The sequence below is a fragment of the Rossellomorea marisflavi genome (assembly GCF_022170785.1).
Lineage (GTDB): Bacteria > Bacillota > Bacilli > Bacillales > Bacillaceae_B > Rossellomorea > Rossellomorea marisflavi_B.
Genome location: NZ_CP081870.1, coordinates 2859831 through 2874142, shown reverse-complemented (window position 1 = coordinate 2874142; position 14312 = coordinate 2859831). Strand labels below are relative to the sequence as shown.

Sequence of the window (14312 nt, the reverse complement as noted above, 5' to 3'; positions counted from 1 at the left end):
ACACTGGAACACAAACAGAAAGGAGTGAAAAAATGAATGCATTCAGAGGCCTTCTTTGGAAGGATTTCCATACATCTAAGGTGTGGTTCATAGGGTGGTTGGCGATTATCATCGTCGTTTATTCCCTGGGTCTCGGCGCAGGGGGATACTTCGATGAGAAAGGGATCCCTGTTGGATTCGCTATCATGCTCGGCGTCTTCCACTTTGCTTTTCTACCGGTCATCGTCTACTCCATGCTCCGGCTGGAAGGGAAGACACAGCTTTGGTTGCATACCCCGCTCAGCGGATTTACACTGCTTTCATCAAAACTACTCGTCGCAATGGTTTACTTGATCATTTCCTTGCTTCTCGTAGATCTTCTTGGATTCATCAGCTTCAGCAGGCTTCCTGATATCGGATACTGGCCGGTCAAGGAGGGCGTGTATTTCAACATCGGTGTTCTCTTGCTCGGCCTCAACATGTCGGGATGGCTGATCTTTTTCTGGACGGTCTATCACTCCATGGGGAAATTCCCGGCAATCAAGAACATTCGCTGGCTCATCCTCGCCGGATTATGGATCTTGTACACATCGGTGACAACATTCGTTACCAGTCTGAAACCTGTGGAAACCTTCGTTAACAACACATGGGTAGTCGACCTTCCAGCCAGTTTCTTTTTCACCATCGGCTCAGGAGGAGAAGACAGTGGATTCAATATCGATATCATTCCCCTGCCGCTTCTCCCATTCATCTGGGAAGGGGTCATGTGGCTCATATTATTCATCATTTCATGTAGACTATTAGATCGCAGGATTGAGGTGTAGATCATGGTAGAAGAATACTCAGCGTCCAAACCCATATACCTGCAAATCGCCGATCGGATCATCCGTGAAATCGTCAGGAGGGAACGACACCCTGGCGATAAGCTTCCCTCAGTCAGAGAGATGGCTTTGCAAGCCGGGGTGAATCCGAACACCATACAGCGGACATACAGTGAGTTGGAAAGGATGACCATTGTGGAAACGAAACGAGGACAGGGAACGTTTGTGACGGAGGAAGATGACGTGCTATCTGTGTTAAATCAAAAAGTGCAGCGAGAAGTAATCGAAATCTTCATTAAAAATATGAAGGAGCTCGGTCTCAGTAAAGAAGAAATGATTGAAAGCATCAAACGGTACGGAGAGGAGAATGATCGTGATCCGGTTTGAGAATGTCACGAAGAAATACGGCAGCGGACTTGCTCTTCGGAACACCTCCTTGCAATTTGAAAAAGGAAAGATCTACGGACTCCTCGGACCGAATGGTAGCGGGAAATCCACAACGCTGAAAATGATCGCCGGCCTTGTACTCCCCAGTGCAGGCAAGGTGATGCTCGATGATGAACCGATCAATCGTAAGGTGGCGGAAGAAGTGGCCTACCTGACGGAGCTTGATATGTTCTATGAGACGTTTACGGTGAAAGGGATGCTCAAATTTTACAACTCACAGTTCAGCGACTTCGATATGGAACGGGCAGAAGAGCTTGTCTCGTTCATGCAGCTGGATGGGTCGAAAAAGATCAAGCACCTTTCCAAAGGGACGCGTGGAAGGCTGAAGCTTGTCCTCACACTATCCAGGCAGGCTAGAGTCATCCTACTCGACGAACCATTCTCAGGTCTAGATCCGATGGTGAGGGACACTATTGTGAAGGGGCTCCTTTCCTATATCGACTGGGGAGAGCAGACGGTCCTCATCGCCACTCATGAAATCGATGAAATCGAGGCCATCCTCGATGAAGCCTACATCATCCATAACGGAGAAGTGAAAGGTCACTGCAACGTTGAACAATTACGGGAAGAACAAGGACTGTCGGTCCTTCAATGGTTGAAGCGCACGACTCAAATAGAAGGGATGGAACTGGAATGAAGACGATTGCTCAATTGCAAAATGTCACGAAAGTCATCAAAGGCAAGAAAATCATCGATTCACTATCATTCGAAGTGAATGAAGGGGAGGTCTTCGGATTCCTCGGGCCGAACGGTGCCGGAAAGACCACGACGATCCGGATGATCGTCGGACTGATGAAGATCACAGAAGGGGATGTCCTTATCTCAGGTAAGAGCATCCAGAAGGACTTCGCTGAAGCCATCAGTGAAGTCGGGGCCATCGTGGAAAATCCCGAGCTCTATAAATTCCTTTCAGGCTACCAAAATCTGAAGCACTTTTCCCGCATGCATAAAGGCATCACGGAAGAGCGAATCAAGGAAGTAGTGGAACTCGTCGGATTGACGAGCCGGATCAAGGATAAGGTCAAAACCTATTCACTCGGGATGCGCCAGCGCCTAGGTATCGCCCAATGTCTTCTCCATAAGCCGAAGCTCCTTATCTTGGATGAGCCGACCAACGGACTCGATCCTGCAGGAATCCGTGAGATCCGTGCGTATATCCGCAAGCTAGCGGCTGAGGAAGGAATGGCCGTCATCGTTTCATCCCATCTTCTTTCTGAAATGGAAATGATGTGTGACCGCATCGCCATCCTGCAATCTGGAAAACTGGTAGACGTCCAGGATATACGCGCCTTCGTCGGTGGAACCGAACAGATTTATCAGATCGATGTCGCTGATGCATCCCTGATCAAAGCCTCGATCAAGACGTTCGATCCTGCAATCCAATTCGAAGTGAAAGACAATCAGGTGCAGCTGGCTATCGAAAAAGAACGGATCCCTGCACTGGTCAAAGCACTGGTGGAAGATGGACTGGATATTTTCGGAGTCATGCCGATTTCGAAAACCCTTGAAGATCGCTTCCTGGAAATCACCAACGATAAAGGAGAGACAGTCAATGTTTAATTTGATCAGAAATGAATGGATGAAGATTTTCAAGCGTGTCGGTACATACGTCATGCTGGGCCTCCTCGTGGCCATCATTGGGATCACGGGAGCAACAAGTAAGTATCTGGACAGCCAGAATGAAGTTTCGGATGATTGGAAGAAAAACGTCCAGACTCAGATTGCTGACGATAAGGAAATGCTCAAAGGGAACATGCCTGGCTATATGAAAGAAGAAACAGAAAAGGGTATTGCCATCAATGAGTACCGTCTTGAAAATGATTTGAAACCTTATGAAAAAGCAAATGTGTGGTCATATGTAGAAGACAATGCCTACCTTGTGATGTTTGTCGGATTGTTCACCATCATCGTCTCTGCCGGGATCGTGGCGAGTGAGTTCACATGGGGCACGATCAAGCTCCTGTTGATCCGTCCGATTTCAAGAAGTAAAATACTGATCTCGAAATATATCACGGTCTTATTGTATGGTTTGAGCCAGCTTGTCGTCCTGTTTGTGGTTTCATTCCTCCTGGGTCTCATCCTTTTCGGTGGAATCGGGGAATCGGCGCATCTTGCCTACGTTGATGGAGCTGTCGTGGAACAAAACATGGTATGGTACCTCATCAAGACGTATCTATTGAAAACGATCGATGTCGCCATGATGGCCACAATGGCCTTCATGATATCGGCTGTGTTCAGAAGCAGCTCTTTGGCAATCGGAATCTCAGTGTTCCTATTGTTTATGGGGTCGAATCTTACCAGCCTGATTGCGATGAAATTCGACTGGGCGAAGTTCAGTTTGTTCGCGAATACGGATCTCACGCAGTACACAGGATTCCAGCCTCCGCTTGTGAAGGGGATGACGATGGGCTTTTCCATCACGATGATCCTGATTTACTTTGTGATTTTCCAAGTGCTTGCTTTCGTCTTCTTTACGAAGCGTGATGTGGCTTCATAAGCAGATTCAAAAAAAGGATGCCGGTTTCGGTATCCTTTTTTTGTCGCGTCTTTTTGCTTTTGGAAAGGTTCGTTCCTTTCCGCTGCGGGCGCTTGCTTTCCTGCGGGGAGGTGGTCAAGCCTCCCTCATGAAAATTCAGTAGTTCTTAGTATTCCTAGGTTTTTCTCAGGTTTTCGTAGGCGTTCAAAAGAGGCGACATGGCACATTTGAATAAATTCATCCATATTTAAATATATATGGAAACGCACTAAGCGTCTGAAGAAACCTGGCGTCTTTTTTCCATTAATAGGTACTAATTTATGATCGCACTATTGGATCTCCACATACGACATGGCGGTGGACCCTCCCATTTCTCTCAGCGTCTATGCGCGTAAATTCCTTCGTTCGACCTGACCATGTGTGGTTGCCGGAAATGCTCCTCGGGTGGGTCTATGCCCTAATGCTTGGAATAGTGACCGGCTTATCCGTGCTTCTTTTGATTACCTAAGAAACCATCAAAAAACTAAGGGATATTGACTGCTGGACATCATACGTTAAGCTGCCTGCACATCTCTCATATGAGGGATATCGCGAAGCATGCGTTCCTCACTAAACGCACACTTTCGTGTGCCTATGACAAATAAGACCTTAATCAGTTTACGTCCTAGTGCGACAAAAGACTGTTTCCCTTTAAGAGGATTCGTTCGTCTGTGTTTATAATACTGATGAAGAGCTTTAAAGGCGTCATTATGAAAAGTTAAAGGGCGGGCGACTTGATACAGAATGGAACGCAACCTTCGTCGCCCACGCTTAGTAATGGTTGTTTTCCCTCGATGTGTGCCGGATTGGTTCATCATCAGATTCAGTCCTGCTAATTTAATAATCTGTCGTGGATCTTTATAATTTGATAAGTCACCAATCTCGGCGAAGAACCCAACAATGGTCATCGCTCCCACGCCATTGATCGCCATCATAAGATCTGCGCCAGGAACCGTAAGAACCAGTTCTTCAAGTTCTTCTTTCAGATTGTCCAGACGTTCGTTTAAGGCCTCATACTGATCAACGAGATAGCGAAGCTCTTCACGAGCCATGCGGAGACCTACGGTCATCCCAACACTGGAGTCAGCTACTTTCTTTAAGTGGCGCATACGCGCCACCCCTACATTTTTGGTCCCTAATGCCTTTACGTCGTATAGAAGTTCCTCTTCTGTCTTCTGTCGAATATCTGTTGGAAGATAGCCTAACTTCAGAAGCGCCATCGCCATCTTTCCATTCCACTTCTTAAACACCGTCAAGAATTCAGGGAAATACCGATCCAGAACGTTATGGATTTGTGCTTTGATGGAAGAGAGATCTTCTTGAATGATATCAAAGAGTTTCACGCCTTCACGTAACTCGGCATAGATGCCTTCCGGCAAGGTAGGCTCATGATACCGCCCTGCTCGCATGACTTGAGCGATGACCTTCGCATCCTTTGTATCATTTTTGGTAGGCGAGTCATCATCCAGTTCTTTTGATTTCTTGACCTTCATCGGGTTTACCACCACAGGGCGCTCGCCCTGGGATTTCAAGAAGTAAGCTAGATTCATCCAATAATGTCCCGTAGGCTCCATCCCCAACATTAAGTTCGGACGGGATGTGTCCGCACTTAATTGTCGAGCCCACTCTAGTAACAATTGGAATCCTTCTAACGAATTCGGAAAAACCAGACGCTTCGATAAGTCGATTCCTCGATCATCAATGGCCCTGGCGACGTGCTTGTGTTTGGCAATATCAATGCCGATGATTAAAGTCTGTTCATTAATTTGATTAAGTCGTTCATTTTGTGTAAAATCCATAGTTGAAGTCTCCCTTCGGTACTTAATTCGAGGTCATGCGCATGACACTCTCTATCGTACCAAGGGAGCTTTTTTTATGCACATCGCTAAAATCTCACTTTATCCTCATATTCTTTTATAACAGGAATGCTCCTCGTGCCTGCGGGGTCTTGCCCGACCTCCTATTCCGCTGGAAGTCAAGCGCCCTCCGCTCCAATCACTCTGTGCTTGTGTATTGGGGAGTGGCCGTAGATTGGGTGCTTTTTGTAATTGTGTACGATCGAACTGGAGGTTTAGTAGGCGATCGTACGGTGGCTGCAATGGGTAGTGGGTTGGTAGTGCAATGAACGGTCTGTGCCTGCTGTTGGGTGTATGCTGAAGTGTTGCGTTACTCTTCGGCCCTTTTTATCGCCTGTAGGGGTAGAACCTTGCTGAGTTCAACCGGGTCACCTGATTGAGTAGGTAGGCGGATTTTTTTGCTCCTTCGATTCTCAGGGTGTCCAATGCTTCGATCATCTTTTTATGCGAAACCATGCCGATTCCGTGACCGAAGTAAAGATCGTCTGCCATATAAACGGAGTTTTCTCCCATCCAGATGGGGTCGGCGTAATCTGGGTTGTAGAAGTAATACACGTCTCCTGGGATGCGATCGACGCCGCGGTATGTTTCCATCCATAGGTTTTCATTGTAATTGGAGCCCCAGATGAACAAATGGGAATAGAGGTCATTGAATATGGATGGTTCAATGGAGTCAAGGATGCTCTTATAGTAGATCAGGACGATCGTGGTCACGCACTCGAAGCTGTAGAGGGCGCTGTTGGTGAAGACGTCCCGGATGGCGTCGGAGGGAAGTCGGCCCCGCCTGAGCTCATACCCATATGGGGTCTTGATCCAAAAAGCCGGATTGAAGCGGGAGTCGGCGAAAGCGGAGAATTCCGAATCACCTTCATCGATCTTTTTGGCGTTTTGAAGTATATGGGTTCTCATATTGATTTCAAACTTCAGCTGGTCTTTTGACGGGAAATTATAATCCATGGGGGAATTGTTCAATGCTTCATAGATGGCGCGCTGTTCGTCGGGGAGGCTTTTCGGGTCCATGGGCATTCCTTCATTCAGATGTATCAAGATAGATCACCTCCTGGTTAGTATCAGGGTATGTAGATTTTGGTCATGGGTGAGAGCGGAAAGGCTAGAGACAGCATGAAAAAAGCCCGGATCGCTTTGCCCCGGGCTTAACCTGTCACTACTTATGCTTATTGATATTTTCATAAACTTGGCCGATGGCCTGCTCGAATTTGCCTGTTTTCTTTGGTTGATAGTATTTGGCATTTTTGATCCGGTCAGGCAGATAGTCCTGTTTGACCCAGCCCGATTCATGATCGTGGGGGTACTTGTATTCGATTCCTCTGCCAAGTTCTGCAGCGCCCTGGTAGTGGGCGTCCTTGAGATGAGGTGGTACTTCACCGCTTTTCCCCTTCCTGATATCGGATAGGGCCGAATCGATGGCCGAGATCGCCGAATTGGATTTCGGTGACAAGCAAAGCTCGATGACGGCATTGGCAAGGGGGATCCGGGCTTCGGGGAATCCGATCTTCTCAGCCGTTTCCACGGCGGCAAGGGTGCGAGGCCCTGCCTGGGGACTGGCAAGACCGATGTCTTCATAGGCGATGACCAACAACCTTCTGGCGATGCTCGGCAGGTCCCCTGCTTCCACCAGTCTTCCGAGATAGTGGAGAGCGGCATTGGCATCGCTTCCCCTGATCGATTTCTGGAATGCGCTGATCACATCATAATGGGCGTCTCCGTCTTTATCATGGGAGAAACTTTTCTTCTGTAAGCACTCCTCGGCTATGGGAAGGGTAATGTGAATGACTCCCTCTGCATCAGGGGAAGTGGAGAGCACGGCAAGCTCCAATGCGTTCAGGGAGCTCCTGACATCACCGAAACTGCTGCTGGCAAAATGCTCGACCGCTTCTTCGCTGACATCGAGCTTGTACGTTCCAAGTCCGCGTTCTTCATCTTGGATGGCCCGGCGGATGGCCTGCTTCATTTCATCTGTGGATAATGGCTTCAGCTCGAATATCTGACACCGGCTCCTGATGGCAGGGTTGATGGCGTGATAAGGGTTGCTCGTGGTGGCACCGATCATGGTGATCATCCCATTTTCAAGATAAGGAAGGAGAAAGTCTTGTTTTCCTTTATCAAGGCGATGGACCTCATCGAGGAGGAGGATGACCTTGCCTGACATTTTGGCTTCCTCCACTACGATCTGGATGTCCTTCTTATTATTGGTGACCGCATTCAATGTTTTGAACCGGTACTGGGTGCTCCCTGCAATGGCACTGGCGATAGACGTTTTCCCGATTCCGGGCGGTCCATACAGAATCATCGATGATAGCTGTTTCGCCTTGACCATCCGATCGATGATCTTTCCTTCTCCGACAAGATGCTGCTGACCGAGGATCTCATCGATGGTCCGCGGCCTCATTTTGAAAGCGAGTGGTTTTATCGACATGGTATATCTCTCCAAACTGGCGTTCTGATACCTTTTACTTTATCACAGGGGTACCCTTTATGGAAATAACCTGCGCATGTGCCACCTTTCACAGTGGGACATGGAATATGCTATAATGGCAGGAGCGAATGAAACCATACAGTTAATGTAATTACCCTATATAGCAGAGGTGCTTGAAATGAAGATATCCACGAAGGGCCGGTACGGCTTGACGATTATGATCGAACTGGCCAAACGCCACGGTGAGGGACCGACATCCCTCAAGACAATCGCGCAACAGCATGATTTATCAGAACACTATCTTGAACAGCTGGTCGCCCCGCTTCGCAACGGCGGGTTGGTCAGGAGCATTCGGGGGGCTTATGGGGGATATGTCCTCGGCCACGAACCTAAGGATATTACCGCTGGTGATATCATCCGGATCCTGGAGGGGCCGATCAGCCCAGTGGAAGGGATCGAGGATGAGGAGCCTGCAAAGCGCGAGCTATGGATCCGCATCCGAGATGCCGTTAAGGACGTGCTTGATAATACAACGATCGAGGATCTCGCCAGTCATACAGATGACGGAGAATCCGATGCATACATGTTTTACATCTAGGAGGTAAGTGAATGAACAGAATCTACTTGGATCATGCGGCAACATCTCCCGTCCACCCTGCGGTGATCGACGAGATGATGACGGTCATGCAGGGAACGTTCGGTAATCCGTCGAGCATCCATTCATTCGGAAGGGAAGCCCGCTCCATCGTGGACCGCTCCCGTTCCATTGCTGCAGCATCGATTCACGCAGACCATAATGAGATCATCTTCACTAGCGGTGGTACGGAGGCCGACAATATGGCCATCATCGGCGCTGCCATGAAGAATCGGAAGCTCGGGAATCATATCATCACCACTGAAATCGAGCATCACGCCGTTCTCCATACATGTGAGCATCTTGAACAACAGGGGTTTGAGGTGACCTATCTGCCCGTAGATGAGACAGGTAGGATCAGCGTGGATGCCGTGAAGGCCGTCCTGCGTGAAGACACCATCTTGGTCACCATCATGTTCGGGAATAACGAAGTGGGGACGATCCAGCCCATCTCCGAGATCGGACATCTCTTGAAGGATCACCAGGCCCTCTTCCATACGGATGCGGTGCAAGCCTATGGACTCCATGAGCTGAATGTCGGCGAACTGGCAGTCGATCTTCTTTCCGTTTCAGGACATAAGATCAACGGACCCAAAGGGGTGGGATTCCTCTATTGCAGGAAGGATGTGGACATCCTCCCCCTCGCATATGGCGGTGAACAAGAGAGGAAGCGCCGCGCAGGAACGGAGAATGTTCCTGGAATAGCCGGACTGGCCAAAGCCATTGAAATAGCCTCTTCATCCATGGAAGAGAAGCGCAAACGATATGCAGGATTCAAAGAGATCCTCAAGGGGAAGCTCGATGAATCCGGTATTTCATATGAGGAAAACGGATCGCTTGAGCACGGGCTTCCTCATGTGCTAAACTTGAGCTTTGCCGGCACGGATGTCGAATCCATGCTGGTGAATTTCGATATGTCAGGAATCGCCGTATCAAGCGGATCTGCTTGTACGGCTGGATCAATAGAACCATCTCATGTGCTGGTGGCGATGTTTGGAGGGGACTCGGAGAAGATCCGTAACTCCATCCGCTTCAGCTTCGGACTCGGGAACACGGAAGAAGACATCGTGCGGGCCTCAGATGAAGCGGTGAAGATCATCCATCGTCTCACGACATGAAGAAGGAAAGATAAGGGAGGTGGCATAGATGAAAAAAGAACCGAAAGACACAAGGGTGGTCGTCGGAATGTCAGGTGGGGTGGACTCATCTGTCGCGGCGCTCCTACTGAAAGAGCAGGGCTATGAAGTAATCGGCGTGTTCATGAAAAACTGGGATGACACCGATGAGAATGGCGTCTGCACTGCAACGGAAGATTATGATGATGTCATCCGCGTCTGCAATCAGATTGGAATTCCGTATTATGCGGTCAACTTCGAGAAACAGTACTGGGATAAGGTTTTTACCTATTTCCTTGAAGAATACAAAGCGGGACGTACACCGAACCCGGATGTAATGTGCAATAAGGAAATCAAGTTCAAGGCATTCCTTGATCATGCACTGAAGCTTGGGGCGGACTATCTTGCCACAGGGCATTACGCACAGGTGGAGTACCGCGACGGAGAATACAAAATGCTCCGTGGGGTAGACAACAATAAGGATCAAACCTACTTCCTCAATCAGCTTGGGCAGGATCAGCTTGAGAAAGTCATGTTCCCCCTTGGAAACATCGACAAGAAGAAGGTTCGAGAAATCGCGAAAGAAGCAGGACTTGCCACGGCAACAAAGAAAGACAGCACGGGCATCTGCTTTATCGGCGAACGGAATTTCAAGGACTTCCTCGGAAACTATCTACCAGCACAGCCTGGTAATATGGAAACCTTGGACGGAAAAGTCATGGGTAAACATGATGGACTCATGTATTACACCATCGGACAGCGCCATGGACTTGGAATCGGTGGAGCCGGCGACCCTTGGTTTGCCATCGGGAAAGACCTTGAACGCAATGTCCTCTATGTGGGACAAAGCTTTGAGCACCCGGCCTTATACTCAGATTCCATCTTGGCGACGGACGTTCACTGGACATCCAATGACCCTAAACGGGAATCCTTCGCGTGCACCGCGAAATTCCGCTACCGTCAGGATGACAACAAAGTGACCGTCATCCCTCAGGAAGACGGTACCGTATCCGTCGTATTCGATGAACCGATCCGCGCCGTCACACCTGGACAGGCCGTCGTCTTCTATAACGGAGATGAATGCCTCGGAGGCGGAACCATCGACACCATCTACCGAAACCAAGAAAAACTCACATACGTAGGGTAAAGAAAAGCGGAGGGGGCTCGCCCTGGGGCGACAAGCATAAGAGGGGAAAACCGGAAAGGCGATCTGTGCCTTTATGGATTTCACAGCTTATGACCTCGAGCCCCAAGCCCCCGGAGCTGGACAAGAAGAAAAGCGGAGGGGGCCAAGAACAAAGGACTTGCCCTCCCACAATAATGGACTGAAAAAGAAGGCCATTCTTCTGTCAGTCCATTTTTTGTTTGGGAAGAGAATGACCAGGCCGATGTGGTATACTACTACCATCATGAGTTACATACTAGACGAATTTTAAGAGGTGTTTTCATATGGATAAAAATGCAAAAGGAATTGAACTTCTTCAACAGGGGAAGGTGGAAGATGCCGTTCAGATCTTCACTGAAGCAATCGAGGAGAACCCGACTGATCCGGTAGGCTACATCAACTTCGGGAATGTCCTTATGTCTGTTGGAGATCCGGAAAAAGCGAAGCGCTTTTTCGAGCGTGCGATGGAAGTCGACCCCGAAGCGGGGGCAGCATACTATTCACTCGGTACGCTTCACTTCAATCAGGGAGAGTATGATCATGCGAAAGACCAGTTCGAACGTGCGATCACAAAGGGGATGGAGAATGCGGACGTCCACTTCATGCTGGGCATGAGCCTTTCGCAGCTCGATCAGCCGAAGCTTGCCCTGCCTTATTTCCAGCGCAGCGTTGAACTGAATGATCAGGACGTAGAAGCCTTCTTCCAATTGGGTCTGTCCCTTGCAAAAGTAGAAGCTTACACGGAAGCGATTGAGGTTTTCAACAAAGTGCTATCACTTGATCCGGAGCATGCGGATGCCTATTACAACCTCGGCGTCGCCAATCTGGTCCATGAGAGCAACACTGATCAAGCGCTTGTCTTCTTCCATAAGGCCATCGAACTTCAACCTGACCATGAGCTTGCCCAGATGGGTGTGGCGACGGTGGAAATGATCAAGAAAGAAGAGAGTGAATAACCGGGGGGTTCGCTGAATTGAGCCAGCAAGACTCTTTACAATTATTTGGAGATGAAGAACTGTACGTCAAAGGGCGCCATCTCGTTACGATCTTCCACAATGAAGACAATATGTACAGTGTCGTGCGCATCAGGGTGGAAGAGACCAATGATGAGGGCTACAGTGATAAAGAAGCCGTTGTAACGGGACATTTTCCGAAGCTTCATGAAGAAGAAACCTACTCCTTTTTCGGTCGTTTTCAGGATCATCCGAAGTTCGGCACTCAGTTTCATGCCGATCATTTCAAGAAGGAAATCCCCCAGTCCAAACAAGGGATCGTCCACTATTTATCCAGTGATCTGTTCAGCGGGATCGGGACGAAGACGGCTGAAAAGATCGTGGAACACGTAGGTGAAAATGCCATCACCAAAATCCTTGAGAATCCATCGGTCCTCGACGAGGTGCCGAAGCTTACGAAGGAAAAGGCAAAGACCATCTTTGATACATTATCCGAGCATCAGGGACTAGAGCGCGTCATGATCATGCTCAACGATTTTGGTTTCGGCCCGCAGATTTCCATGAAGATCTACCAGGCCTATAAAGAACAGGCACTGGAGATCATCCAGAACAATCCCTATAAGCTGGTGGAGGATATCGAAGGTATCGGGTTCACCCGTGCCGACGAACTAGGCTCGAAGATCGGGATCACAGGCAGTCATCCCGACAGGATCAAGGCCGGCTGTTTGTATACGTTGGAACAGATGTGCGTGAAACAGGGTCATGTGTACCTTGAGGCGGAAGAACTCATTGTGAGCGTGAAGGACCTGCTGGAAAAGAGTCAGTCCGTACGCATCGAATTCGAGGAGATCTCTGCCCAGGTCGTGGCGCTTGAAGAGGAAGGGAAAGTGGCCGGTGAGGGGACGAAGATTTACACCCCTTCCCTTTATTTCTCCGAAAAAGGCATTGTCACGAATATCGAGAGGATCCTTGCCCAGACCGATTATGAAGATCAGTTCCCTCAATCGGAATTCCTCCTTTCCTTAGGTGCATTGGAGGACCGATTGGGCGTGCAGTATGCCCCTTCACAGCGTGAAGCCATCGAAACGGCACTCATGAGCCCGATGCTCCTCTTGACGGGAGGACCTGGTACGGGAAAAACCACCGTCATCAACGGGATTGTCGAGCTCTATGCCGATCTTCACGGTTGTTCGCTTGACCCGAAGGAATATAAGGATGAACCGTTCCCGGTGCTTCTTGCTGCCCCGACGGGAAGGGCCGCCAAGCGGATGACGGAATCGACGGGACTGCCTGCCATGACCATCCACCGACTGTTGGGCTGGAATGGAAAAGAGGGTTTTCAGACAGACGAAGAAAGGGCCATCGAAGGAAAGCTGCTGATTGTCGATGAAGTATCGATGGTGGATACATGGCTTGCCCATCAGCTCCTCAAGGCCCTGCCTGAAAATATTCAGGTGATCTTTGTGGGCGATGAAGATCAGCTTCCATCCGTCGGACCGGGACAGGTGCTGAAGGATCTATTGGAATCGGGAAGGGTGCCGACGGTGCGATTGACGGATATTTACCGCCAGGAAGAAGGCTCTTCCATCATTGACCTTGCCCATCAAATGAAGGCAGGACGTTTGCCGGATGACCTTGTGAAGCAGCAGAAGGACCGTTCTTTCTTCCCTTGCCGGACCCATCAGATCACCGAAGTGGTTCAGAAAGTGGTGGAAAACGCGAAGAAGAAAGGCTTCACACCGAAGGATATTCAGGTTCTGGCCCCGATGTACAGAGGTCCAGCAGGAATCGACCGGTTGAACGTCCTTCTGCAGGAAATCTTCAATAAGAATGATGGAACGCGGAAGGAAATCGCCTTCGGGGATGTGAAGTACCGGATCGGGGACAAAGTGCTTCAGCTTGTCAACCAGCCCGAGAACAACGTCTTCAACGGGGACATTGGTGAAGTGGTGTCCATCTTTTACGCAAAGGAAAACACGGAAAAGCAGGATATGGTCATCGTTTCCTACGAGGGAACGGAGGTCACCTATACCCGTCAGGATCTCGGACAGATCACCCATGCGTACTGCTGCTCCATCCATAAATCCCAGGGAAGTGAGTTTCCCATCGTCATCCTTCCGGTGGTGAAAAGTTATTACCGTATGCTGAGGAGAAATCTTCTATATACGGCGATCACCAGAAGCAAGCAGTTCCTCATCCTGTGCGGGGAAGAAGATGCGTTCCGTATGGGGGTCGAACGGGAAGAGGATATCATAAGGAAGACGACCCTGAAGGAAAGGCTTCAAACAATGGAAGACAGTGTGCCGGAAGACGATGCCCCGATCGACTTGATGAAGGTGGACCCCATGATCGGGATGGAGGGCATCACACCGTATGACTTCATGACGTGA

Annotated in this window: 13 protein-coding genes; 10 read left to right on the top strand and 3 right to left on the bottom strand. The window is 49.3% G+C overall.

Features of this window, described 5'->3' with window-relative positions:
- Window positions 1-32: 32 nt before the first annotated feature.
- From K6T23_RS15105 to K6T23_RS15085, 5 genes are read left to right on the top strand one after another with little or no spacing between them, the layout of a single operon-like run.
- On the top strand, window positions 33-803 hold the full coding sequence (locus K6T23_RS15105) for a hypothetical protein (protein WP_148984609.1): 771 nt from the start codon (window positions 33-35) through the stop codon (window positions 801-803).
- A 3-nt stretch (window positions 804-806) separates the two neighbouring features.
- Complete coding sequence (locus K6T23_RS15100; RefSeq protein ID WP_238281589.1) at window positions 807-1187, top strand: GntR family transcriptional regulator; 381 nt, start codon at window positions 807-809, stop codon at window positions 1185-1187.
- On the top strand, window positions 1168-1884 hold the full coding sequence (locus K6T23_RS15095; RefSeq protein WP_148984608.1) for an ABC transporter ATP-binding protein: 717 nt from the start codon (window positions 1168-1170) through the stop codon (window positions 1882-1884). The genes K6T23_RS15100 and K6T23_RS15095 overlap by 20 nt, the downstream gene beginning before the upstream one ends.
- Window positions 1881-2807 carry an ABC transporter ATP-binding protein gene (locus tag K6T23_RS15090; protein ID WP_238281587.1) on the top strand — a complete coding sequence of 309 codons (927 nt, stop codon included), beginning with the start codon at window positions 1881-1883 and terminating at the stop codon, window positions 2805-2807. The genes K6T23_RS15095 and K6T23_RS15090 overlap by 4 nt, the downstream gene beginning before the upstream one ends.
- Window positions 2800-3744, top strand: coding sequence for an ABC transporter permease (locus K6T23_RS15085; RefSeq protein ID WP_238281585.1), 945 nt, complete (start codon window positions 2800-2802; stop codon window positions 3742-3744). Before K6T23_RS15090 ends, K6T23_RS15085 begins: the two co-directional genes overlap by 8 nt.
- 533 nt (window positions 3745-4277) lie before the next feature.
- Here K6T23_RS15085 and K6T23_RS15080 read toward each other — a convergent pair.
- The 3 genes from K6T23_RS15080 to K6T23_RS15070 all read right to left on the bottom strand — a co-directional run bounded on the left by K6T23_RS15080 (window position 4278) and on the right by K6T23_RS15070 (window position 8055).
- A complete protein-coding gene (locus K6T23_RS15080) occupies window positions 4278-5561 on the bottom strand; it encodes an IS110 family RNA-guided transposase (protein ID WP_238281583.1) in 1284 nt (427 codons plus the stop codon).
- A 384-nt stretch (window positions 5562-5945) separates the two neighbouring features.
- The gene (locus K6T23_RS15075; protein WP_235563511.1) at window positions 5946-6665 is read right to left on the bottom strand and encodes a protein-glutamine gamma-glutamyltransferase; all 720 of its coding nucleotides are present in this window, start codon (window positions 6663-6665) and stop codon (window positions 5946-5948) included.
- Between the two features lie 118 nt (window positions 6666-6783).
- Window positions 6784-8055 (bottom strand): replication-associated recombination protein A, encoded by a 1272-nt coding sequence (locus K6T23_RS15070; RefSeq protein ID WP_056535171.1) that lies wholly within the window; start codon window positions 8053-8055, stop codon window positions 6784-6786.
- Window positions 8056-8233: 178 nt separating this feature from the next.
- On the opposite strand from K6T23_RS15070, the gene cymR reads away from it, so the two are divergent.
- From cymR to recD2, 5 genes are all read left to right on the top strand, one after another.
- Window positions 8234-8653 carry a cysteine metabolism transcriptional regulator CymR gene (gene cymR / locus K6T23_RS15065; protein WP_048006195.1) on the top strand — a complete coding sequence of 140 codons (420 nt, stop codon included), beginning with the start codon at window positions 8234-8236 and terminating at the stop codon, window positions 8651-8653.
- Between the two features lie 11 nt (window positions 8654-8664).
- Window positions 8665-9807: a cysteine desulfurase family protein gene (locus K6T23_RS15060; protein WP_148984604.1), complete on the top strand. Its 1143-nt coding sequence runs from the start codon at window positions 8665-8667 to the stop codon at window positions 9805-9807.
- 28 nt (window positions 9808-9835) lie between these two features.
- Complete coding sequence (gene mnmA, locus K6T23_RS15055; RefSeq protein ID WP_056535176.1) at window positions 9836-10951, top strand: tRNA 2-thiouridine(34) synthase MnmA; 1116 nt, start codon at window positions 9836-9838, stop codon at window positions 10949-10951.
- A 302-nt stretch (window positions 10952-11253) separates the two neighbouring features.
- Entirely contained in the window at window positions 11254-11925 is a 672-nt protein-coding gene (locus K6T23_RS15050) for a tetratricopeptide repeat protein (protein WP_079516447.1), read from the top strand.
- A 17-nt stretch (window positions 11926-11942) separates the two neighbouring features.
- The gene (gene recD2, locus K6T23_RS15045; protein WP_238281581.1) at window positions 11943-14312 is read left to right on the top strand and encodes an SF1B family DNA helicase RecD2; all 2370 of its coding nucleotides are present in this window, start codon (window positions 11943-11945) and stop codon (window positions 14310-14312) included.

Bases quoted from the DNA above. Each gene is read 5' to 3' on its own strand.
- K6T23_RS15105 (WP_148984609.1), top strand. From the start codon at position 33: ATGAATGCATTCAGAGGCCTTCTTTGGAAGGATTTCCATACATCTAAG.
- K6T23_RS15100 (WP_238281589.1), top strand. From the start codon at position 807: ATGGTAGAAGAATACTCAGCGTCCAAACCCATATACCTGCAAATCGCC.
- K6T23_RS15095 (WP_148984608.1), top strand. From the start codon at position 1,168: ATGATCGTGATCCGGTTTGAGAATGTCACGAAGAAATACGGCAGCGGA.
- K6T23_RS15090 (WP_238281587.1), top strand. From the start codon at position 1,881: ATGAAGACGATTGCTCAATTGCAAAATGTCACGAAAGTCATCAAAGGC.
- K6T23_RS15085 (WP_238281585.1), top strand. From the start codon at position 2,800: ATGTTTAATTTGATCAGAAATGAATGGATGAAGATTTTCAAGCGTGTC.
- K6T23_RS15080 (WP_238281583.1), bottom strand. From the start codon at position 5,561: ATGGATTTTACACAAAATGAACGACTTAATCAAATTAATGAACAGACT.
- K6T23_RS15070 (WP_056535171.1), bottom strand. From the start codon at position 8,055: ATGTCGATAAAACCACTCGCTTTCAAAATGAGGCCGCGGACCATCGAT.
- cymR (WP_048006195.1), top strand. From the start codon at position 8,234: ATGAAGATATCCACGAAGGGCCGGTACGGCTTGACGATTATGATCGAA.
- K6T23_RS15060 (WP_148984604.1), top strand. From the start codon at position 8,665: ATGAACAGAATCTACTTGGATCATGCGGCAACATCTCCCGTCCACCCT.
- mnmA (WP_056535176.1), top strand. From the start codon at position 9,836: ATGAAAAAAGAACCGAAAGACACAAGGGTGGTCGTCGGAATGTCAGGT.
- K6T23_RS15050 (WP_079516447.1), top strand. From the start codon at position 11,254: ATGGATAAAAATGCAAAAGGAATTGAACTTCTTCAACAGGGGAAGGTG.